The organism is Niastella sp. OAS944 (genome assembly GCA_024809215.1).
GTDB lineage: Bacteria > Bacteroidota > Bacteroidia > Chitinophagales > Chitinophagaceae > Niastella.
On record JANUBW010000006.1, the window covers coordinates 120,164 to 141,553 of the forward strand.

A 21,390-nucleotide genomic window follows, 5' to 3' on the forward strand; every position below is an offset into this window, starting at 1 on the left:
GATCCGTTTTTTTTTCACCCTTTTTGATAATATTTCTATTATTATTTCACGCTAACCATCATAAATAAAAAGGGCCAGAAAGCAGTGTGGTAGTAAGTTTTGCAGTTGTATAGCAGCGTTAGGGGTAATGAAATCGTGAAAAACCGGGTTATGAAGAACGCCAGGCGCGCTGTACTTTTACATCATCAACAACGGTAGCACGGTAAAAGAAGAAAGAAAGAAAGAAAAGAAGAGCTACCCGAAGCAAAAGCTTCACTCCAAATTAGATTTTACGTTTTTTTTCATATGGCAAGCAATCGTTAGAGGTCGGCTGTTTCTACAGAGGACCTTTTTTCTTTTATAGCCTGTCCTAAAGGGGTATAAATATCATCTGTAACTTTTCACCTTCGGAAAATTCTCTGCCACTTCACTCAACTGCTTCTTATAATCGAAAGGCGATACACCTGTAAACTCTTTAAATGTGCGAATGAAATGCGATTGGTCGCTGTAGCCGTTTTCGTAAGCTATATCAGATAACTTTTGGTAGTTGTTTTTGCGAAGTTGGTTAAGCGATTCCTGGAAGCGACAGATGCGGGAGAATAGTTTGGCAGAAACACCAATACTTTGTTTGAACCGGCGCTCGAGCGTGCGTTCTGACAGTTGTAATTGTTTCAGTAGTGCATCGAAAGATACTTCACCTTTAGCCCTGAATATTTCTGTAATGGCGAATTTTGTCATTGCATCCTGCGTGTCGCCATTAAGTTGAACAGTATTAATAAGGCTTGATGAAAACAGATTGATCTGTTCTTCAATAGAGGCCGCATTCATCAGCTTTTCCTGTAAATGTTTTTCTTTTTTATGTTGTACCAGTCGCAGGTCAACGCACTTAGCCGTGAGCTCATGGGCATTAATCCCAAAAACAGATTGCAGGGCGTGCGGTTGCAGGCAAACGCCTACGGTATTTAACTTTCCTGTTAAAACCATTTTTGCCGGTTGAATGGCCTGACCGTATAGCATAATGCCGGGTAGTTCTTTAGCGCCTTCTTCTAAGTAAAAAGTACCTTTATCGGGAGGTTGGAACATGATACCAGGGCAGCCATCGGGGAGGGGATTGAACGTCTCCTGTGTATTGGTACTATCATTATTTTCCAGTACCCAGAAGTACCGAACAAAGGGTCTCAAAATTTCTGGTGGAAGAATAATACGATAGTGCATTTGCCAATAACAGGTAAGATTTAAAAATGGCGCCCTTTAGGCTACTGCAATTTATCAATTTTTAAGGAGGGCGGGAATTTTGTAAAAAAAGAGAAAAAATATTCATCATCAGGCTAAAAAAATTTGGCGGAAATGTAGCAAGCCTTATCTTTGCACTCCCAAAACGGAATAAGGGTAGCGAGAAAAGAAGAAATTGGGAAATTAGTTCTAAGAGGTTGAAAGTTAGATTGTAAAATATAAGGGAGTTTAGCTCAGTTGGTTCAGAGCATCTGCCTTACAAGCAGAGGGTCGGCGGTTCGAGCCCGTCAACTCCCACACCGGAAAGGTTCACAGCAATGTGAGCCTTTTTTTATGCCTCTTAACGTCTGCATATTATCGGCGGTTTCCCGGGCTGCAAAACAACAACTTTCTCCTAAATCTTTGGCATATGATATTTCAGATGTGGTAAGCTCTGGTATGTTTAAGCATCCTTTAAGCCTGAGCAAAATGAAATGGCGATTTTTGTAGGTAAAAATACATGCAATTAAATAAGTAAAGACGAAAAGTTGGTTATCTGGTTCAGCCAGTGCGCTAATGAAGAGTTTATCACTTATTCAAAATCTTTTTGGTTACAAATTCATTAAAAAAGAAATCCCTGTAAACATTGCCAATGGGTATTTCATTTTTTTCTATGTATATAGTATTGTTGTCAACAGAATCTATTTTGTTTACATTGATTATATAAGACTTGCTGACTCTGACAAAGAAACTTTTTGGAAGTAAATCATTAATAGTTTTAATATTCATCAGCGTAATCACTTTTTGATTTTCTAAATAAATAACCACATAGTCTTTTAAACCTTCGATAAAAAGAATGTCACTAAAATGTACTTTGAACATTCTGCGGTCTGCCTTTACGAAAATATAATCATCGGTTATGTTTTCAATATTACTGTTTATATAATCATTACGGAATAATTTGCAATACGTCTGTGCCTTTTCAACTGCTTTTTGAAACCGTTCTAATTTTACAGGTTTGATCAAATAGTCAATAGCGTCGACTTCATAACTCTCAGAAGCAAATTCATGATAAGCGGTAGTAAACACCACTAAAGTTTTTTTAGGAATAGTTCTGGCAAATTCAATTCCATTCACTCCCGGCATTTGAATATCAAGAAACACTAAATCAACAGCATTTTTTGCCAGAAATTCTCTTGTAGCATCTGCGCCATTAAATGAAGCTATAGACTCTAGATTTTCTGTCTGATAAACCAGTTTTTGGATTGCTTTTCTTGCTAATGGCTCATCATCAACTATTATACAGTTCATTTTAAAATTTTAAAGTTAAGGTAACGCAGTACGTTTCCGAATTGTCTTCTATTTTCAAATCATGTGAAGAAGGGAACAGGAGTTCTAATCTTCTTTTAATATTGGCCAGACCTAATCCTCCGGATTTATTAACTGCTTTTACTGCGGGTTTTGAGTTTATGCATTTGAAAAAAAGCTCAGTATGGCGAACATGGAAAAACAAATTTACGTAGGATAATTTCGCTGAGTCATTATTGTGTTTTACAGCATTTTCGACAAATGAAATAAATAATAAGGGGGGAACCTGAACACCGCTCAACTCACCTTCTTTGGATATTAAAATATTAAAATTATCACGTCGAACTTTTTCTAAGTTTAAAAAATCTTCTAAAAAATGAATTTCTGAAGTTAATAAAACTTTATCTCTCGAGCTGTCATAAAGCTGATAACGAAGTAGGTCGCTTAGTTTCACCAAAACCTGCGAAGCTTTTTTAGGATCATCTTCAATTAAAACATTGGCATTATTAAGCATATTAAAAAGGAAATGCGGATTGATCTGATTCTTGAGCTGTTCCAGTTCTGTATTAGTTTTTGCCAGGTCCAGATCATGAATCAGCTGCGCATCAGATATCCACTGCTGGAATAATTTAACTGCTGCCGATGCAATAATAAGCATCATGATCATAAAGGAAAAGGTTAAAAAGTTGATATTGTCATCCTCGTAAGGCAGTAAATCAGATTTGAAATAAAAAGAAAAAACTTCGTGCGCGTAGAACGAAAGAATCATGCTTGAAAGCACAAAAAGACCATAACTCAGGTATTTTTTTCTAAACAAAAGCTTAGGCACAAAAATATACATATTACCATAGGCCAATAAAAATATCTGAAAAAAAATGACCAGTCGATTATAGGTTTCGAAAGGTTCTACATAGTCCGCCGGACTGTAATACAAAACAACAATACAAAATACGATCGGGAACAAATGACGTTGAAATCGGTATTTTTCTGCGATGATCAACTGAAGCATCCAGTTGGTGTCCATGTATTTTCTGTGTAAAGTATTATTCATAAACCCATTTTAGGTTTCTGACAAATGTAGCAATACTCAAAGAATATAAATCTTTACTATACAAAAGGGTATTAATTATATACCAAATTAAGATTTATAGATGGTAAGCCTTTTCTAAAAACTAATAATAACATACAAACCCCAAAAAAGTTATTTCAATCCACATCCCTCCAAAGCGTTTTAAAAATAGTAGTCGACAGCTTTCTTTCCATTAAATTTTACCGTGCGATTTATTTACTAGATGTAAGGGCTGCTTTAATATATAAAGTAAGGCATTTGGTATATATAAAATATGCGGGCTCAACAAAAATATACTTTAGCCGAAATCTGTAAATAAAAACCCGTAATGTGCAAATGAACGTAAACGTTATTAAAAATTATTCCAAACTCAAACTATGTTTATTTTTTTTGCCCATATTTTTGTTAGTCGCAATTATTTTGTTTTTACACAACAAGGATTCTTTACATACTGATAAATATGTACAGATCCAAAAGGACAATTTCTTTTTCATTAACTATAATTTAGGCCAATTCCCAGATGTCATCTATAATATTACCCAATTAGGAGATGCTTCAATTATGTTGTCGGTTTTAAGCATTTTCATTTTGTATGCACCTAAAATATGGGAGTCATTAATATCGGCATCGCTGGCTTCTCTTATATTTTCTGCCGGTTTAAAAAGTATATTTCGGGTGCCAAGACCCGCTGTGGTGTTTGATAATAATTGTTTTGTTCTCATCGGAAAAAAGGCGGTTGGGCATGCCAGCTTACCCTCTGGACACTCAATTACAGTCTTTACAACATTTACAGTTTTGTTGTTTGCATTTATGCCCGAAAAGTTGACCTATAAAATTTTATGGGTTCTTTTTACAATTATAACAGGACTAGTTATATCGTTCACAAGGGTAGGCGTAGGAGCGCATTATCCGCTTGATGTTATTATTGGCAGCATTATCGGATATATCTCGGGACTGGCAGGGATCTTTATCAGCCGGAGATATAAAATCTGGGCCTGGGTTAATAATAAAAAATACTATCCGGTTTTTATTTTATTAATACTGGCTTGTTGTGTGTCATTAATCTGCCAGATAATCGACAAAAATTTGGTGATATTTTATTTGGTATTAATCGGCTTGATTGTTCCATTTTATAAAATAGTTTATGCGTTTATTAAACAATAATATAAAAATCGTGCACTTTTCTTTATTAATAAGTTGTCTTAACTTCTTATTCTTTCATTTTCCCTTTTTAAAATTTGTTTTTAATAATGTTGATCATAAAAGTCTTAACGGCATTACCATTATAATTTGTTTTATTATTCTAATGCTGGTTGCAAATTTCTTTGCCTATTTTCTGACGTTCTTTCTATTACGCTTTGTAGGTAAAATTATTTGGGTATTATTCTTTATTGTCAACGCAATTGCAGTTTACTTTATTAATACTTACGGTGTTATAATAGACGAAAGTATGGTCGGCAATGTGCTGAATACCAATTATGCTGAGTCGGCTGGTTTTTTTTCCATAAAATTACTATTGTATGTAATTCTGCTTGGCGTTATTCCTGGCATTATTATCATTAAAGCCAAAATAGTAAATGTAACATTCAGGCGGTTTTTAATCATTACTTTAGCTAGTTTATTATTTATGTTAATTGTATCATTTGCCAATTCCAAAAATTGGTTGTGGATTGATAAAAATTCAAAAACATTAGGCGGGCTTGCAATGCCATGGAGTTACACTGTAAATCTTTCTCTTTTTTTTGTACATAAACACCAGGAAAATGAAAAAGAAATATTATTGCCAGATGCTACCATACGAGATAACCAGAAATCAGTTGTAGTCTTAGTGATAGGAGAGTCCGCCAGAAGTGAAAATTTTTCTTTATACGGGTACAGTAAAAATACAAATCCTCTTCTTTCAAAAACCCCTGGTATATTTCATTTTAATGCTACCTCTTGCGCTACCTACACTACTGCAGGTGTAAAGTGTATTTTAGAACATAAAAATACCGGCGAGTTGTATGAAATTTTACCCAATTATTTATATAGAAATGGAGTAGAGGTTGTCTGGAGAACTACAAACTGGGGAGAACCACCCGTTCTTATAAAAAATTACCTCAACAAAGAAGCGCTGATGAAAAATTGTAAAGGCGATGGATGCGATTACGATGAAGTTCTTCTGAATAACCTGAAAGAGCAAATAGCAGCGAGTACAAAAACCAAGGTATTGATAGTATTGCACACAAGTATAAGTCATGGACCTGAGTATAGCAAGAAATATCCGCCTAAGTTCGAGACGTTTAGGCCTGTCTGTAATAGTGTTGAATTAGCGAAATGTTCTAATGCTGAACTGGTCAATGCTTATGACAATACGATTGGTTATACCGATTATATTTTATACAATGTAATTGAAGATTTAAAACAATTAAAGGAATATAAAAGTGCAATGATTTTTGTTTCCGACCATGGCGAATCTTTAGGAGAAAAAAATCTATACATGCATGGCTTGCCTTTAAGTCTGGCGCCAAAAGAACAATATGACATTCCTTTTATAGTTTGGGCATCTGATAACAGTTTAAAACAACTGAAGACAAAAAATTCATTGTCACAAAACCATGTATTTCATAGTGTTTTAAATTTTTTGGGCATACAAAGTCCTGTTTATAATGAGGAATTGAACATTTTTAAATAGCGGAAGACTATGAATTCCGGTTGACGTGGCAGACAGCTTCTTCCTTTGCTTTCTTATCGCCAACCGCATTAAGGCTCTTCACATTCCCGTTTAACATTCGTAAACAATTTTTCAAATTCGTTCGCTGCGCTTCCGTCGTTTACTATATGAAATGTACTACTATTTGCACAGTTGCCCCATCCGAAAGTTATTAAATCGATCTTCGCATAAATTAACTTTTCAGGCGAATTGTATTTATCATAAAATCTTGCCATAAAGGCTTCGGGTGAACCGTTTTTTGCTTTTAATTCTTCAGCAAAACTTTTCCATGTTGCAAATAATATGCTTGTGTCTGTTGCGTTCAGGGCAGTAACAAACCGTTCACAGGATTTTGAATATCTGTTATTCAACAGTACTTCCGGGTTATCGAATGCCTGTATTTTCAGTTTATCAAATTCGTACTCTTCATCCAGTTGTTGCAGCGTTTGCTTTTTTAGGGTGTTCCAAAAAGGAGCATCGACGATCTTCAACTTTTCAAGGAACGATTTCTTCTCTGTGTATTCCGCAGTGAGGGCCTTTAGGTTGAGCTTAGCTAAATCTGATGGCTTGTATACCGACGGGCGATTTTCAAGCAGCAGGCCTGCATAGACGGAATATAATTCATAGGTGTTTTTGATCAAATCGGGGGGATAGGTCTGGGGGTTATAGTTGCCCTTGTATTCACAGAGCTCATCATTCCAGGTAAAACTGGCAAGCGTGTTAGCAGGCGTATTGCTTTGCTTATTAATATTAATAATAGTATCAGCAGTATTAGCGGCGGTATCTTTTACGGTTGGGCTGGTGCAGAATTGAAGTAAACTTACAGTTACCACCAGGTAAATTTTCGATAACATAGAATTATTAAATTGCATGCCTAATTAACTCTTTGGGCCCTTACTTATTGGCTGAAAATGAAGATAAATTTTTACAAATTGAAAAGATATATAATTTTAATCGCGTTTGCCAGAAGCAGTAAAGCTCCCCGGTTCATTAATTATTCTCGCCTGAATGGGGGATCTCCTTATCTACAACCGCCCCCGCATCATTTTGCTGCCGCATCCATTCCTTTAATTGTTCACTGTAGGTCCCAATCATTTTAGTGTAGGCTGCATCACCTGCCAGGTTATGCATTTCATAAGGATCTTTTTGCAGATCATAGAATTCAATCGCCGGGCGGGTAGTGATCCTGGTAACTAATTGATTGGCTTCTGGTGATGTATTTCCCTTTTCGACCCACGTATTCCAGTAGCTGTTCTTATTATTAGGGTTCATCATAAACCGGTTGTAGTATTTGCTTTCAAACGACAGGTTCATGATCAACTTATACCTGGTATCCCTGATCGATCGAATGGCATACGCAGTGCCTTCGGGTATATTGTTATGAATACCGAATGCATATTTCCTGTTCTCTTTTTGTTTGCCAAGTATTACGGGTAAAAAGTTTTTTCCATCTAAATTATCGGGAGCCTTGCCGCCGGCAATAGCACATAAGGTAGGCGTAATATCTTCATATTGCACAATGGCATCCGATTCTGTGCCCGGCTTTACTACACCCGGCCAGCGAATGATCATGGAGCTTTTTTGTCCGTAATCCCATAAGTTCCACTTGCCACCGGGGAACTGGGGGCCTTGTTCTCCCAGGAAAATGAAAATGGTATTTTTCTCCTGCCCGGTTTCTTTCAATAACTGCATAATATCGCCTACCTGGTTATCGAGCCTTCTTACTTCGGCCAGGAATTTACAATACTGGGTGCGTATTTCTTTTGTATCTACCCAGTGCGGTGGTAGTTGTAGTTTGTCGGCATTAAATTCCGAAGGGTCGCCCATGGTCCAGGGCATATGTGGATCAATGCTCATAATGAAGAGGCAAAACGGATCGTTTGCCTGGGTGGTTATGAACGAACGAATATCATCCAACGAATAGTCATCGGTGGGCGCTACGCAATTAGGTTCAAAACCTTTTATAAATGTAAACGGAAATACAGAGGCCGGTTTGGTGCTGTGGTCTTTACCGGTAAGAGCCACTTTATACCCCTGAGCACCTAAATAATGACAAACACTTTTTACGCTGTCGTATACCCTCTTATGATTTTGGTAAGAGCCATGCCGCATTGGGTAAAGTCCAGTGAACAACGAAGCCCTGGTGGGCACACACATGGCTTCGGAGGCTATCATCTGGTTAAACTTCAGTCCTTCGCCTGCCAGTTTATCAATATTGGTTGTTTTTATATTCTTCCCGCCATAACAGCTCAGCTGACGCGAATCGAGGTCGTCGGCCATAATGATCACCACGTTTGGCCGTGATGCTTTTTTAATCTCTGTTGAATCGCTGGCTATAGCGGTACTAATGGTTAGCGCTAACTGCATCAGCAGTATACCATATTTTTTATTCATATTACCTGGCTTCAATCTGTTAAGAACACAATATCGTACCATAAGGGGTACTATAAGTACCAGTTTTGTAGCTTTTTGTGTCAATTTTGTAGACTTTTCGGGTTAGCTAACGCCGTTCTTTGAAATAGTTGAGCGCCCGTGTCGGTTTTCTTCTATTTTCGGCCTTCCGGCGCTTATAATTTTGGGTCATAATTAGTTTTATTATGAACCGGATTATGATCGTTGCCAGTTTACTTGTTACCGCTGTTATTGCGGCGGGGTATTTGCCTGGTCGTTCAGCATATGGCGGCAGCACAGCCCGGTATACGGGCATGTTGCTGCCGCTTATTTCAGATTATAATATTTTCTCAGGCAACCCGGCTGCGCTTATCCCCGCCAACGGGTTTCAGTTGTACGAACTGGCTACAGGCCTGTTTACCGATTACGCCGAAAAACAACGGCTGATAAAACTGCCTGTGGGTAAAACCATTGTTGCGGTAAACGACGGACTGCCGCAATTTCCCGATAGCACCATCCTGGTGAAAACATTTTATTATTTCAACGATAAACGCGATCCATTAAAGGGCAAACGCCTTATTGAAACCAGGCTGCTTATAAAGTTAAATGGACAATGGCTTGCTGGTACATATGTTTGGAACAATGAGCAAACCGATGCTATGCTCGAAAGCAAAGGTGCCAATGTACTCGTTAGTTGGATAGATGATAAGGCAAACCTCCAAACTATTTCTTATCGCATACCATCACCAAAGGATTGTGCATCCTGTCACAATAGTAATAATTTGTTGATGCCGGTAGGTATTAAGATCAGGAATCTGAATAGGGAAGTGGTGCGGAATAATGTTCGCATAGATCAATTGCAGCATTTACAAAACACCGGTGTACTAACTGCCGTTGATGCCGGCCGTTTCTCCCAATTGCCCAACTGGCAAAATGAAACATATAGTGTAACCGAAAGAGTGCGGGCCTACCTCGATGTAAACTGTGCGCATTGCCATAGCGACAAAGGTTCCTGCGCAGTTTCTTTTCTTCGCTTTGGTTATGAAGTATCACTCGCCGATACCCGCATTGAAAAAAGAAAAGACCGTATTGTGAACATGATGGAAAAAGGCCGGATGCCACGCATTGGCACTACCATCGTAGATGCAGAAGCGATCGCTTTAATTAAAAAATATTTACAACAACAATAAAACCCGCTCCCATGACATTTGCAAACATCACATTACTGATCACCGCTTTAACAACAGCGCTTATTGCCGGACTCTTTTATTCTTATTCCTGTTCGGTTAACCCTGGCCTTGGTAAATTGCCCGATGCCGGTTACCTGGCCGCCATGCAATCGATCAACCGCGAAATTTTGAACCCCTTATTCTTTATGAGCTTTATAGGCACTTTGATCTTATTGCCTGTAAGCGCCTGGGTGCAATACAGCAATCCTGCGCACACAAGGTTTTATCTTTTGCTGGCAGCGACCGTCATCTATGCACTTGGTACTTTTGGTGTTACCATTATGGGCAATGTTCCACTTAATAATGCACTCGATGGTTTTCAATTACAATCGGCTTCGCCAGAAACATTGCAGCAATACCGCCAGTCGTTTGAAAAGCCATGGAATCGTTTACACAGCATTCGCACCATGGCCAATGCTATTACACTCATACTTGTTTTATTAGCATGTATAGCAAAAACAGACACCCTTAAACCAGAATAGTAAGTTCTGGCCCAAGGGTGCCTGTTTTCACTTCTTAATTTCTCATTTCTAATTTTTCATTTCTCATTTCACCATCCCGGCGCCTGTTGTAAAGCCGGGTCTTTTAAAAGTTCGTCCTGCATAATAGGAAAGAAATAATGCGTTGGCGCTACAAACACCCAGGCAGCAACATAAAACCGTTGCATGCTGTATGTTTTTCCCCCGATAACAATTTTTCCATTGGGGTCTTCTATAGGTTTCATGCCATTTACCATACGCTGACATTTGGGATAGGGCCAGAATTTTTGCGAGCGTGTATCGTTATCGTTACCCGCTGCCTGCCAGGCTTGTTCGCGTGCCATTTGAGTGGTGCTGCTGGGTTCAAGGTATAACCGTGCTGTGTACCAGCGTTTGTTCTCATAGAAAAATTCTACCCGGCGTTCGCGTTGAATATATTCATTCGTTTTGTCTTTATCGCCTTTTACCGATGGCGGTACCGGCGCCATAAACGACCGCTGTCTTATTGTGTTCAGCATAGTGAAGATCTCATCGGACGAACCACCGGTTTCGTTCAATGCTTCTGCATATATAAGCATGATCTCGGGTAAGCGAATAAGCGGGTAATGTATTTGAAATGAAACACCATTACCCGGGCGGTAATCTTCGCGATAGAACTTACGCAGAAAATAACCGGTTGTGGTTGAGTTGGTGGCGCCTATTTTATCGGCTCCGGTGAATGTGTTCCTCACTACGTTACGAAAAGTAGAGCCATGATAAATAACGTCGCGGTAAAAACGGGGATCGCGTTTTACGCTTTCATAGGGGTTGGCATCATTATATCCATCGGCCACTGCCCGCGCATCATATACGGGATAGCCGTAGCCGTCTGGCGCAATGTATTCATATTCGTCTACCTGTTCCTGCACCGGTTGTTGCCTTGAACCGCCGCCTTCAGATGGCGGATAGTTATCGCCCTGCCATGCTTCCCATTTATCGTTCATGTTCATGAAAATGCCTTCGGTTTTAAATGAATTAAAATCGTAAAAGAGCTGGTATAACCGCGAGTACACTTTGTTGTTACTACCCGAAACAAAATCGCTGGGGCCATAACCGGTATACAAACTATACCTTGGCGAACCGTTTTCCGATTTAAGGTTCAGTACAGCTTTGGCGGCATCGCGGGCAGCTTCCCAACGTTTGTTATCGCGGCTGGCATAACTGGCTTTTCCTATGCGGGTATCATTGGGTAACACACCGCCATTATAGAGTGGGGTGGCGGCCATCCAACGAACGATGGCTTTTAATGCCAGCGCAGTTCCTTTTTCGGTGCGGGCAAATTGCGGGTCGGTTTGGTTAACAGGCAACAGCGCAATGGCGCTGTCGCAATCGGCGCTTATCTTATCTGCTATAGTATGAAATGTTTCCTGTTTTATGCCCAGGTCGCCATTGGGGTCTATAAGGAAATCGATGTATGGGATTTCGCCATACAAACGGGCTGCCAGGTAATGATAATAGGCGCGCATAAAAAATGTTTCGCCCATACGAATGTCCAGGTCGCCCTTGTTGAGCGGGTTATCGGGTGTGCTGTATTTCCTTACGCCCGAAATGATCATGTTGGCAATGCGGATGGTTGAATAAATATCGGCCCATTTGTATCCTGTACCTGGTTGGTCGTTGGCGTTCCAGCCGCCGGTATTGAAAGTGCGTGATTGTCCGTTCTCTACTGTCGATCCCCGGCATTCATCGGTAATAGCGCTTATTGAAAAGTGTTGAATGAATGCCAGACCGCGTGCGCGGGAGTGCAGATCGCTGTACAGATCGGTTACCATTTTGTTCACTTTTTCATAATCGCCAAATACCTGCGCCTCGGTCATTTGATCATCGGGTTTGCGATCGAGAAAGTCTTTCTTGCATGACGTTGCAAGGATGAAGATGATGCTATATATAAAGATTGATTTTTTCATAAAAGAAAATTTACGAATTGAAAAGCTGTTGCAAGTTTCAGGTTGCAGGTTTCAGGGTTTTCCCTGTAACATGAAACCTGTAACCTGTAACCGTCTTTTAAAGTGTGATGTCGATTCCAAAATTCACCACCTTCATAATAGGATACCAGTTACCATTTATTTCATTTATCTCTGGGTCAACGTCGGCATCTCTCAGTTTATCAAAGGTGATCATGTTCATGCCCTGTACGTATACACGGGTGCGCTGTAAACCTGCCCGTTTCATCCATTTCGAAGGCAGGTAATAACCTACTTCAAAATTCTTGAGCCGCAGGTATTGGGCGTTGAACATGAACAGGCTGCTGTTGTATTGTTTGTTATTGTCGTATTTGCCGTAATGCAGCGCCGGGTATGTGGCCGTTGCGGCAGTTTCAGGCGTCCAGCGTTTCAGGTGCATGGGTTTTACTTTACCCACTTCATCATTTTGATAAATAGGGAAGTCGTAAGTGGCTGGTCCGCCCAACAACAATGAAGTGTGCGTGGCACCCTGGAACAGGATACTCAGGTCAAACGATTTATAGCGGAAGTTCATGGGAATGCCAAACTGAATTTCAGGAACACGCGGATAACCTTTTGCTATACGGTCGTTCAGGTCGGTGATCTGGCCGTCGCCATCTATGTCAACATACTTTACATCGCCGGGCAGTACGGTACCCCATTTTTGAAACCCGGTACCATTGTTCATTTTGTTCAGGTCATCGGCTTCTTTCTGGCTGTTGATGAACCCGTCGAACTGGTAAACAAATGGCTGACCCACCGGATTGCCGGTACGATATTGCCATTCAAAGTTGCGCAACACTTCCCGCTGGTATTTTATCTTGTTGCGTGCAAAGGAGAAGTTAGGGCGAATGGTATAGGTAAAATTGCTGCCTATTTTATCGCTCCAGGAAACTTCAAAATCAAACCCTCTGTTGTTTACGATACCCACATTCAACAATGGAGCGGCGGTTCCCACAAGCGAAGGGAAGCCCTGTTTATCGGCGCCGCTAAGATCGGTTATAATGTCGTACCGATGTTCATGGAACATGTCGAGCGTAATAGTAAGTCGACGGTTCAACAGTTCGAGGTCGATACCGATATTCATTTTGCGCGCTTTTTCCCAGGTAAGAATAGGGTTGGCCAACCGGCCCGGACGAATACCACCGGGGTTCTGGTTATTTTGAGTGCCAAAGTTGTACGAATCGCCTGAGTTATTATAGAACTGCAGGTAGCCGAAGCGGTTATCACTGGGGTTAGAACCTGCCTGATCGTTGCCAACCAAACCATAGGAGCCACGCAGCTTTAACATATCTAACCAACCCTGTGTGCTTTGCATAAAGCTTTCATTACTTACAACCCAGCCAATAGAGGCTGCGGGGAATTTGCCATACCGGTTGCCCGGTGCAAAGTTTTCGGAACCATTATAACCCATGTTGAATTCGGCCAAATAACGCTGGTCGAAGTTGTAGGTAATACGGCCCGATACGCCCTGGTAGCAAAATGGCACTTCATTGTTCTTTATTCTGATAGAGCGGTTGGCCAGTATAAGGCCCGATACATTGTGTTTTCCAAATGTGCGTAAGTAATCGAGTTTCATTTGATAATAGGTTCGGCCAACTTCATCGTCGCGCGAATAAGTATTACCAAGGGTATTATCAGTTGAACGGCGTGGCGTGCTGTAGGCGCCGGTATAATGGCCTCCTTTCATAAACACATCAACACCATCTGTAGGGTAAAAAGTGGCATAACCGGGGTATACGCGATACCCTTGCGATTCGGTAGGTACCGAACGTGTTACCCAGTAACCGCCCTGGCGGTCGTAAGAGAACATGCCCTCCAGCTTCAACCCCCTGGTAAGTGCATCGAGCTTGTAACCCATAATGAACGAACCGTCGAGATAATTTACGCGTTGATTAAGATAGCCGGTTTTCGACAGTTCGCCCAGCATATTGAAACGATAGGTTTGGGTGCCAAACAACATGCCGTTAGGGAAACTTACATTGTATGCCTTATTGGCGGGATTGTCGTTTGATTCCAATACAATTGGGTAAATAGGTGGCTGGGTATTGGCAATTTCCATCACCCGCGCCGCCGTGGTGCCGGGTGCATTACGATCGGTAAGACGTACCCCCAATATTAAAGTGGCATATAAGGAGTTGGTAATGTCTACGTCGATATTTGATCGAAAATTATATCGCTTGAAGATGGACTGAGTTTTATAGGGGTCGCTGATGGTTTGTTTGTAGTTACCGTTCTGTTGAAAATAATTACCCATTATAAAATACCGGGCCTTGTTGCTGCCGCCCTGTATGGTTAAGCTGTAATCTTGTTGATAGCCCGGTTTGAAAGCGAAATCGAAGTAGTCGATATTATAACCAAGGCCGTCGCTATTGTCGCCTTTTGCTTTTCTGTAATTATCTATTTGCTCCTGGGTGAACAGGTTCAGCGTGCCGGGCGATACGCCGGGATTATCGTTTATCTTGGCTTCGTTGAACAACATGGCATAATCGGCCGAGCCCAGGTAACTGGGAAAATGTACGGGGCTGTTGACGCCGTTGGAGATCTTTAAATTCAGCGAGGCTTTTTCCGATGCTTTACCACGTTTGGTAGTAATTACAATAACGCCGTTGGCGCCACGTACGCCAAAAACAGCGGTTGCCGAGGCATCTTTCAATATCGTAAAGCTTTCAATTTCATCGGCGCTTAAATAGTTTAACGATCGTTCTACACCATCTACTATTACTATTGGCCGGGCATTTCCATAAGTGCCTATGCCGCGAATGTAAATATCGCTTACATCAACGCCTGGTTCACCGCCGGCAAACTGGTTTACATTCAAACCGGGTAAGCGGCCTGCCAATGCATTGGTTAAGTTGGCGGTTGGGCTTTGCTGTAATTCTTTTGAAGAAATAGCTGCAACGGCGCCGGTAACCGTTACCTTTTTTTGCGTGCCATAACCAACCACCACCACATCTTTCAGGTTCTGTGCATCTTCTTTTAAAGTAATGGCTAAGGTGCTTCGGCCCTGTAACGCTACTTCCTGCGACTGGTAGCCGATAAAGGAAAATACAAGTGTTGCTTCGGCATAAGGAACGTTCAGTGAAAAGCGTCCTTCACGGTCGGTGACGGTGCCGGTTGATGCACCGCGTACCATTACCGATACCCCTGGCAATGGCAGCGAGTTGGCGTTCAACACCTGTCCGGTAACGGTGAGCGCTGGCGCAGGCGTTTCATAGCTTGCGTGTTCGATCATTTTTTTTTGAACAGGCGGCGCGTTGTAAAGCAAAATCTGCTTTTCGTCAATGACACTGAACAAAATGCCGATGGGGGTCAATACATTGGTGAAAAGCTCCGCCAGCTTTTTATTTACCAGGCGGCACGAAACCTTTTTATTAAGGTTAATAATGTCGCTGCTGTAAATAAAAGAAACCCCGGTTTGCTGTTGAATTTCGCGCAGTACTTTTTTTACTTCAACCTGGTCAATGCTCAGGTTTACTTTTTTGTCGAGTATATTTTGCGCATTGGCCTGAACGGTATTGCTACAGGCAATGGTAAGCGCCAGTTGCCATAGGAACAGGCGGGCAAAGAATAGAAGTCGCAATCGTTCTTTTCTCATAGTGACAGTTTTTACATTCAATAATTAGGTTGCAGTTGTTGGTTTTTATTTATACAATAAAAGGCCTGGCCGCATAATACAGCATCAATACACCGCGGCGGGCCGGTATTTTCTATTTAACGGTTTTGAATTGTTGTAATAGCAGCGCTGTTAGTCACTGGTCCTGGTTTCTTTTTAAGATAATTTGCGAGCCGTTTATCTCGTATGTTGTTTGTGTTGATTTGCAAATGATCTCTAATTGTACAAACAGGTTGTGGCTTGAAAGATCGCCGGTGAAGTGAAGCCCGGCAATAGCTGCATTCTCAGATGTTATCAGAATGCCATAGGCGTCGCTCAGGGCCTGCAATACCTGCTGCATCTCTGCTTCTTCAAATACAAATTGGTCATTACTGTTTGTGTTGGCTGTACTGTTTAGCGGTTTTGTTTTTGGCAGGGGTAGGGGATTATCAACAATGCCGGCTATTAGTTGATTACGTTCGGCATTGAACGTTACTTTTTTGTTGCGGGTCAATACAACCTGGTTAGTGCTGTCTGCAACTGTACTTTCTTCTTCAGTACGTTTGTATACAAGCACTTTGCCGGTAACAACGGCCACCTCTGTATTCCAGTTTGTACTATTTTGTGTAATGTTAAAACTGGTGCCCAGCACTTCTGTGGTAAGCTCATTGTTCAGGTGTACCTTAAAATGTTTTTGCGGGTTATGGTGCACATTGAAAAAAGCGCTTCCATGCAAATACACCTCACGCGTGGCGCCGGTAAACGCCGTCGGATAATATATGGTTGCGCCGGGTTGCAGGGTAATAAGGCTGCTGTCGGCCAGCTGAAACTTTTGTTCTGCATTTGTTGTATTTGCCAGGCTATCGTAACTGGCCCGGGGTTGAACCAGTGCCAGCCGGTTGTTTTTATGTACCGGTTGCCGGTACAATACAATGGCTGAAGCTATTATTGCCAATACGGCTGCCGCTGCGGCTACACGGATCCAGGTGCGTGGGGTGATCGATATTACCTTCGCTGTTTGCGTTGTATTGGGTACCTGTACGTTGGTTGTAATGGTGTTCCATAGCCTTGCTTCTATCAGTGACCTTTCTGCATTCGACAAATGCAGATCACTGTTAGTGATCAGTTTATTGTACCATTCCAATATAAGCTTTTCCTCCTCTTCGGTACATTCACCGGCTAGGTACTTTTGCAATAAGTGATCGAAGTTCGACTGGCTCAATACGGGTGTTTTATATATGACGTGGGGGTAAAGGGTATCCCTAAAGGTTAAAAATATTTTTTTTTAAAAGGGGAGCCCGGGAAATAAAACACCCCATAAGCGCCGGCTTATGGGGTGTTTTAAAATGAATATATGAAGGCTTATCTTTTCAGGAATGTCTTTGTCTGTTTCGTTTGTTTGCCGCTTACAATTAAATAGTATTGTCCTGGCGGCAGTTGTTGAATGTTTATTGGGTATGAGATGTTTTCGGTAAGTTCCACTGTTTGCTTTTGCCAAACACGCCCGTTGCCGTCAACAACCTGAAAGGTTACCTTTTCGTTTTCATTTACCTGCACATATATAGTATTGCCGGCCGGGTTAGGCGATAACTGCAGGGCAGGTGGGGTAACAGGGGTGCTTATAACGTTGGTGGTATCGGTAATGGGTTTTCTTTTTACAGACACTGCATTGCTATATGTAAACTGGCCATTCTTATTTATTATTTTCAACCGGTAAAAATTGGTATCTACCACCTGTGTATCGGTATAATTGTAGTTATTGGTATAGGCACCGTTATTAGCAGCAGCTACAGATCCAATGCCAGCATAAATTAAACTGTCTGTACTTTTTTCAACTGAATAGGACGCAATGGTTTCATCAACGATCGTTTGCCATTGCAGTAGTACATTGGTTTTATTATCAGTAGCCTTAAATTGCTGCAATTTAAACTCCAAAGCGGGGTTAAAGAGATGCAAAACGAAAACATCACTTACGCCTGTGAACGGCAGGTTCTGTGTTCCGGGGCCGGGGTCCATATCGGGTGTGTTCCAATAATGGCCGGTGAGGTAAATATTGTCGTTGCCTTTTACTGCAAGGGCGCCAGTGTACTCATCGCCGGAGCCGCCGCCTATGGTATATCCCCACACATAATTGCCCGAAGCATCGAGTTTGGAAATATAGATATCAAAATAGAATGAGCCGCCAGCCGCAGTACGGTTTTGAACGCCGGGACCGGGATCAAGATCGATGGTGTATCTGAAATGCCCTGTTGTGTATACATTGCCTAACGTATCGAGTGCCAGGTTGCCTGGAAATTCATGGTCGGTTCCACCCATTCCCTTAGCCCAGAGATAATTGCCCGCCGCATTAAGTTTGAGAATGTACATATCTGAACCGCCGTTTGATGTAAGGGTATGGGTGCCCGTGCCGGGATCGAAATCTGCTGTACCATCAAAAGTACCCATTACATGTACATTGCCCGAGGTGTCAACAGCTACTGAAAAGGCCTGGTCGTATTGGGAGCTGCCTATTTTTTGGGCCCAAACATAATTGCCTGCAGCATTCAGTTTGCAAACAAAACCATCTATGCTGCCATACGGTGTAATGATCGCTGTGCCCGGGCCAGGGTCAAAATCGATAGGGCCTACCTGAAAATCACCGGCAACATAAATATTACCAGTAGCATCGAGGGCTATAGACTTGGCTACACCACTACCAGTACCATTCATACTTTTGGCCCACACATAATTGCCCGAAGAATCGAGTTTGGAAACAAAAATAGCATTGTACCCTGCCGAATTAAGTGTTTGTGAGTTGGGCCCGGGGTCAAAGTCAACTACTCCCCAATAATAGCCTGTGGTAAATACATTGCCTTTGGCGTCTACAGCTATACCATTGCCAACAGCAAATACGTCGCCACCAATTTTTTTACCCCAAACGTAATTGCCTGCAGCATTTAATTTAATGATAAACAGATCGATATTACTGGTAGCTGTAACCATTTGAACACCGCTGGTAGGGTCAAAGTCTACCGTTCCTCTGAACCAGCCGGTGATATAAACATTACCGGCAGCATCTACTGCTACAGCATGCGCTTCTGCACTGGTGTTGTCACCGCCTATATTTCTGGCCCAAACAAAATTACCTGAAGCATCCAGTTTGCACACATAGGCATCAACTGCGCCAATTGATTGAATATCGTAGTGGCCGGGGCCAGGGTCAAAGTCGGCGGTATCGGCAAAGCTGCCTGCTGTATAGGAATTACCGGAGGCGTCGGCTGTGATGGCAAACCCCGATTCTGCACCCGGGCCAGCCAGCGCTTTTGCCCAATGATAGCTGGGTTGCGCATAACACAGTGTGGCTGCAAACAAAAGAATAAGGGATAGAATGAGTCTCATTTGGTTGGGAGTTAGGGCGTATAAAATGGTTATACGAAGATAGAAAGACAAACAATCACATGCAAACGCAGCCTCCTTAATTTGCTGAGTTGTATTATAGTAAAGTGGTATAGGTGTTCAGGTAGTTTCGCAGGTGCCTGCGTAATAGTTTGAGCGAGCGCGTAATATGGTATTCAACCGCTTTTTCGGTGAGTTGCATATGACCGGCAATTTCTTTTACCGATTTATGTTCGTAGCGGCTTAGTTTAAAAATAATCTGGGTTTTTTCGGGGAGCTCGTGCAGGTGGTTCTCTATAAGCACTAATAATTGTTCCTGGTCTATTCCGTTATCTGTATCGCTTGTAGTTGTTGCCGTTTGGTAGTTTTGCAGGAATTTATCTTTAACGGCCTGCTGACGATGAAAGTCGATGGCCATGTTGCGAAGGGAAATGGTAAGAAAGGCGCCCCAGTTCTTTACCTGCAAATTGGCGCGGTTGCGCCAGATCTTTTCAAACAGGTTCTGTACCAGTTCTTCCGAGTCGGGGCCCGAATGGGTGTATTTAAAAGCTACACAATATAACTGGTACCAGTATTTTTTATACAATGCTTCAAATGCGGCCATGCCGTCCCGTAGCAGAGACAAATCATTGTCACTATGTGAACTAAAGCCGGCAAACATACATTTAGAAGGAAAGGGTTTACGTTCAATTTTACCTGAAAGTATGTGTTTTTTGCCAGATAAAAAACGATTTTGCTAAAAAGATAGCAAATGCCGGCAGTTGTAAGTTTGGCTGCCGGCATTTATATTCAAATTATTTGTGTGGGGCCATGTTGCTATTGCCTATATCACGATAAATTTTCCAACCGTCGCCCTCGGGCTTCCATACAACCACATATTTACCTTTATCGAGTGTTTTATTGCCATCGCCAATCATTTCATACATGCCTGTTTCAACAAGCAGTTCGGCATTGCCGGTAAGGTCAACGGTATTAATTTTCAATTCTTTCATGCCCATTCTGATGGCGCCGCCCCATGCATTTGCAATGGCTGCGCCTTTAAATGGTTCGCTGTTATCGAACATGGCCCAGCCATCAGAGGCATAGTGTGCAGCTAAAGCATTGGAGTCGCCCTTTTTTGCTTCTTCACTAAATTTTGCGTTGTCACTTTCAATCCATGCTTTTGCTTTGTTCATGTCGAAAGCAGTGGCGGTAGCAACGGTATCGCCCATGGTATTGTGATCTGTTTTTTCGGTGGCTGTTTCCTGGCACGACGTTGCAAACATCAATACACCGGAAAATAAAAATAGTGCGCAATGTTTTTTCATGTTGTTGGTTTTGTACTAAGGTATGCGCATTATAAATGTAAATGGGGTGAGTGAATTGGATATTGATCGCGATCAAATAAATGTTGTGTGTTATTGTGAATACAACACTAACACACAAGTGAAAAGCTGACCATTATCAACTTTCTGCATGATCTTCGAATATTAAATTGTGCTAATTTTAAATCACCATTTTCTCACCATTAATCAACTTATTTATGGAAGGTACTATTGGAACCATACAATTGTTTGCCGGAAACTTCGCTCCAAGGGGCTGGGCCTTGTGCCAGGGGCAACTGCTGTCAATTTCAACGAATACCGCTTTATTCTCAATTCTTGGAACCGTTTATGGCGGCGATGGACGTACTACTTTTGCGTTGCCTGATCTGCGGGGGCGGGTACCTGTTGGTCAGGGACAGGGACCAGGTTTAAGCGCCTGGCCATTAGGGCAATCTTTAGGTGTTGAAACTGTTTCGTTAATCCAGAATCAAATGCCTGCTCATAACCATTTGGTTGAAGTAAGCGGCAGTACGGCAAACTCTGATTCTGCAAACAACAATTATCTCGCCATGTCAAATGCGACCTATGGTGGTGACACAATTCCTGTAAATACGTATAACGGTACGCCTACTGCAACACTGGCTCCTAATAGTATCAGTGTTTCCGGCGGTAGCCAGCCGCACGAAAACCGACAGCCTTCGCTGTGCTTGAACTACATTATTTGCGTAGAGGGGTTTTTCCCGTCCAGAAATTAAGGAACTCCTGATTTGTGCCT

The 21,390-nt window shown here is 41.8% G+C and carries 16 protein-coding genes and 1 tRNA gene; 6 read left to right on the top strand and 11 right to left on the bottom strand.

Annotated elements, in window-relative coordinates; translation table 11 throughout:
* Positions 1–366: 366 nt before the first annotated feature.
* Positions 367–1,194, bottom strand: coding sequence for a DUF6597 domain-containing transcriptional factor (locus GGD38_RS23180; protein WP_375301766.1), 828 nt, complete (start codon positions 1,192–1,194; stop codon positions 367–369).
* A 240-nt stretch (positions 1,195–1,434) separates the two neighbouring features.
* Between GGD38_RS23180 and GGD38_RS23185 the strand changes: the two genes are divergently transcribed.
* Positions 1,435–1,509: transfer RNA gene (locus tag GGD38_RS23185), tRNA-Val, on the top strand.
* Between the two features lie 270 nt (positions 1,510–1,779).
* Here the strand turns inward: GGD38_RS23185 and GGD38_RS23190 are convergent.
* Together GGD38_RS23190 and GGD38_RS23195 are read right to left on the bottom strand one after the other, a co-directional pair.
* Positions 1,780–2,502, bottom strand: a complete 723-nt coding sequence (locus GGD38_RS23190; RefSeq protein WP_375301765.1) for a LytR/AlgR family response regulator transcription factor — start codon at positions 2,500–2,502, stop codon at positions 1,780–1,782.
* Position 2,503: 1 nt separating this feature from the next.
* Complete coding sequence (locus tag GGD38_RS23195; protein ID WP_375301764.1) at positions 2,504–3,550, bottom strand: sensor histidine kinase; 1,047 nt, start codon at positions 3,548–3,550, stop codon at positions 2,504–2,506.
* A 354-nt stretch (positions 3,551–3,904) separates the two neighbouring features.
* Here GGD38_RS23195 and GGD38_RS23200 point away from each other — a divergent pair, with 354 nt between their 5' ends.
* Together GGD38_RS23200 and eptA are read left to right on the top strand one after the other, a co-directional pair.
* Positions 3,905–4,732, top strand: a complete 828-nt coding sequence (locus tag GGD38_RS23200; RefSeq protein ID WP_375301763.1) for a phosphatase PAP2 family protein — start codon at positions 3,905–3,907, stop codon at positions 4,730–4,732.
* Positions 4,713–6,242 (top strand): phosphoethanolamine--lipid A transferase EptA, encoded by a 1,530-nt coding sequence (gene eptA / locus GGD38_RS23205; RefSeq protein ID WP_375301762.1) that lies wholly within the window; start codon positions 4,713–4,715, stop codon positions 6,240–6,242. The genes GGD38_RS23200 and eptA overlap by 20 nt, the downstream gene beginning before the upstream one ends.
* A gap of 68 nt (positions 6,243–6,310) precedes the next feature.
* Here the strand turns inward: eptA and GGD38_RS23210 are convergent, their stop codons facing one another.
* On the bottom strand, positions 6,311–7,114 hold the full coding sequence (locus tag GGD38_RS23210) for a hypothetical protein (RefSeq protein WP_375301761.1): 804 nt from the start codon (positions 7,112–7,114) through the stop codon (positions 6,311–6,313).
* 136 nt (positions 7,115–7,250) lie between these two features.
* On the bottom strand, positions 7,251–8,654 hold the full coding sequence (locus tag GGD38_RS23215; protein WP_375301760.1) for a sulfatase: 1,404 nt from the start codon (positions 8,652–8,654) through the stop codon (positions 7,251–7,253).
* 203 nt (positions 8,655–8,857) lie between these two features.
* Here GGD38_RS23215 and GGD38_RS23220 point away from each other — a divergent pair, with 203 nt between their 5' ends.
* Together GGD38_RS23220 and GGD38_RS23225 are read left to right on the top strand one after the other, a co-directional pair.
* Positions 8,858–9,841: a hypothetical protein gene (locus tag GGD38_RS23220; RefSeq protein ID WP_375301759.1), complete on the top strand. Its 984-nt coding sequence runs from the start codon at positions 8,858–8,860 to the stop codon at positions 9,839–9,841.
* Positions 9,842–9,852: 11 nt separating this feature from the next.
* Positions 9,853–10,362 (top strand): DUF1772 domain-containing protein, encoded by a 510-nt coding sequence (locus tag GGD38_RS23225; protein WP_375301758.1) that lies wholly within the window; start codon positions 9,853–9,855, stop codon positions 10,360–10,362.
* Between the two features lie 68 nt (positions 10,363–10,430).
* Here GGD38_RS23225 and GGD38_RS23230 read toward each other — a convergent pair whose 3' ends face one another.
* The 6 genes from GGD38_RS23230 to GGD38_RS23255 form a co-directional block, all read right to left on the bottom strand.
* On the bottom strand, positions 10,431–12,305 hold the full coding sequence (locus GGD38_RS23230; RefSeq protein ID WP_375301757.1) for a RagB/SusD family nutrient uptake outer membrane protein: 1,875 nt from the start codon (positions 12,303–12,305) through the stop codon (positions 10,431–10,433).
* Positions 12,306–12,402: 97 nt separating this feature from the next.
* Positions 12,403–15,939, bottom strand: coding sequence for a SusC/RagA family TonB-linked outer membrane protein (locus tag GGD38_RS23235; protein ID WP_375301756.1), 3,537 nt, complete (start codon positions 15,937–15,939; stop codon positions 12,403–12,405).
* 154 nt (positions 15,940–16,093) lie between these two features.
* Positions 16,094–17,158 carry a FecR family protein gene (locus GGD38_RS23240; RefSeq protein ID WP_375301755.1) on the bottom strand — a complete coding sequence of 355 codons (1,065 nt, stop codon included), beginning with the start codon at positions 17,156–17,158 and terminating at the stop codon, positions 16,094–16,096.
* A gap of 140 nt (positions 17,159–17,298) precedes the next feature.
* Complete coding sequence (locus tag GGD38_RS23245) at positions 17,299–19,314, bottom strand: SBBP repeat-containing protein (protein WP_375301754.1); 2,016 nt, start codon at positions 19,312–19,314, stop codon at positions 17,299–17,301.
* 94 nt (positions 19,315–19,408) lie between these two features.
* On the bottom strand, positions 19,409–19,915 hold the full coding sequence (locus tag GGD38_RS23250) for an RNA polymerase sigma-70 factor (protein ID WP_375301753.1): 507 nt from the start codon (positions 19,913–19,915) through the stop codon (positions 19,409–19,411).
* A 190-nt stretch (positions 19,916–20,105) separates the two neighbouring features.
* The gene (locus tag GGD38_RS23255) at positions 20,106–20,618 is read right to left on the bottom strand and encodes a YybH family protein (RefSeq protein WP_375301752.1); all 513 of its coding nucleotides are present in this window, start codon (positions 20,616–20,618) and stop codon (positions 20,106–20,108) included.
* 215 nt (positions 20,619–20,833) lie between these two features.
* Here GGD38_RS23255 and GGD38_RS23260 point away from each other — a divergent pair, with 215 nt between their 5' ends.
* Positions 20,834–21,370 (top strand): phage tail protein, encoded by a 537-nt coding sequence (locus GGD38_RS23260; protein ID WP_375301751.1) that lies wholly within the window; start codon positions 20,834–20,836, stop codon positions 21,368–21,370.
* The last annotated feature ends 20 nt before the right edge of the window (positions 21,371–21,390 follow it).

Bases quoted from the DNA above. Each gene is read 5' to 3' on its own strand.
- GGD38_RS23225 (WP_375301758.1), top strand. From the start codon at position 9,853: ATGACATTTGCAAACATCACATTACTGATCACCGCTTTAACAACAGCG.
- GGD38_RS23215 (WP_375301760.1), bottom strand. From the start codon at position 8,654: ATGAATAAAAAATATGGTATACTGCTGATGCAGTTAGCGCTAACCATT.
- GGD38_RS23190 (WP_375301765.1), bottom strand. From the start codon at position 2,502: ATGAACTGTATAATAGTTGATGATGAGCCATTAGCAAGAAAAGCAATC.
- eptA (WP_375301762.1), top strand. From the start codon at position 4,713: ATGCGTTTATTAAACAATAATATAAAAATCGTGCACTTTTCTTTATTA.
- GGD38_RS23250 (WP_375301753.1), bottom strand. From the start codon at position 19,915: ATGGCCGCATTTGAAGCATTGTATAAAAAATACTGGTACCAGTTATAT.
- GGD38_RS23200 (WP_375301763.1), top strand. From the start codon at position 3,905: ATGAACGTAAACGTTATTAAAAATTATTCCAAACTCAAACTATGTTTA.
- GGD38_RS23245 (WP_375301754.1), bottom strand. From the start codon at position 19,314: ATGAGACTCATTCTATCCCTTATTCTTTTGTTTGCAGCCACACTGTGT.
- GGD38_RS23180 (WP_375301766.1), bottom strand. From the start codon at position 1,194: ATGCACTATCGTATTATTCTTCCACCAGAAATTTTGAGACCCTTTGTT.
- GGD38_RS23220 (WP_375301759.1), top strand. From the start codon at position 8,858: ATGAACCGGATTATGATCGTTGCCAGTTTACTTGTTACCGCTGTTATT.
- GGD38_RS23260 (WP_375301751.1), top strand. From the start codon at position 20,834: ATGGAAGGTACTATTGGAACCATACAATTGTTTGCCGGAAACTTCGCT.
- GGD38_RS23255 (WP_375301752.1), bottom strand. From the start codon at position 20,618: ATGAAAAAACATTGCGCACTATTTTTATTTTCCGGTGTATTGATGTTT.
- GGD38_RS23195 (WP_375301764.1), bottom strand. From the start codon at position 3,550: ATGAATAATACTTTACACAGAAAATACATGGACACCAACTGGATGCTT.
- GGD38_RS23235 (WP_375301756.1), bottom strand. From the start codon at position 15,939: ATGAGAAAAGAACGATTGCGACTTCTATTCTTTGCCCGCCTGTTCCTA.
- GGD38_RS23230 (WP_375301757.1), bottom strand. From the start codon at position 12,305: ATGAAAAAATCAATCTTTATATATAGCATCATCTTCATCCTTGCAACG.
- GGD38_RS23210 (WP_375301761.1), bottom strand. From the start codon at position 7,114: ATGTTATCGAAAATTTACCTGGTGGTAACTGTAAGTTTACTTCAATTC.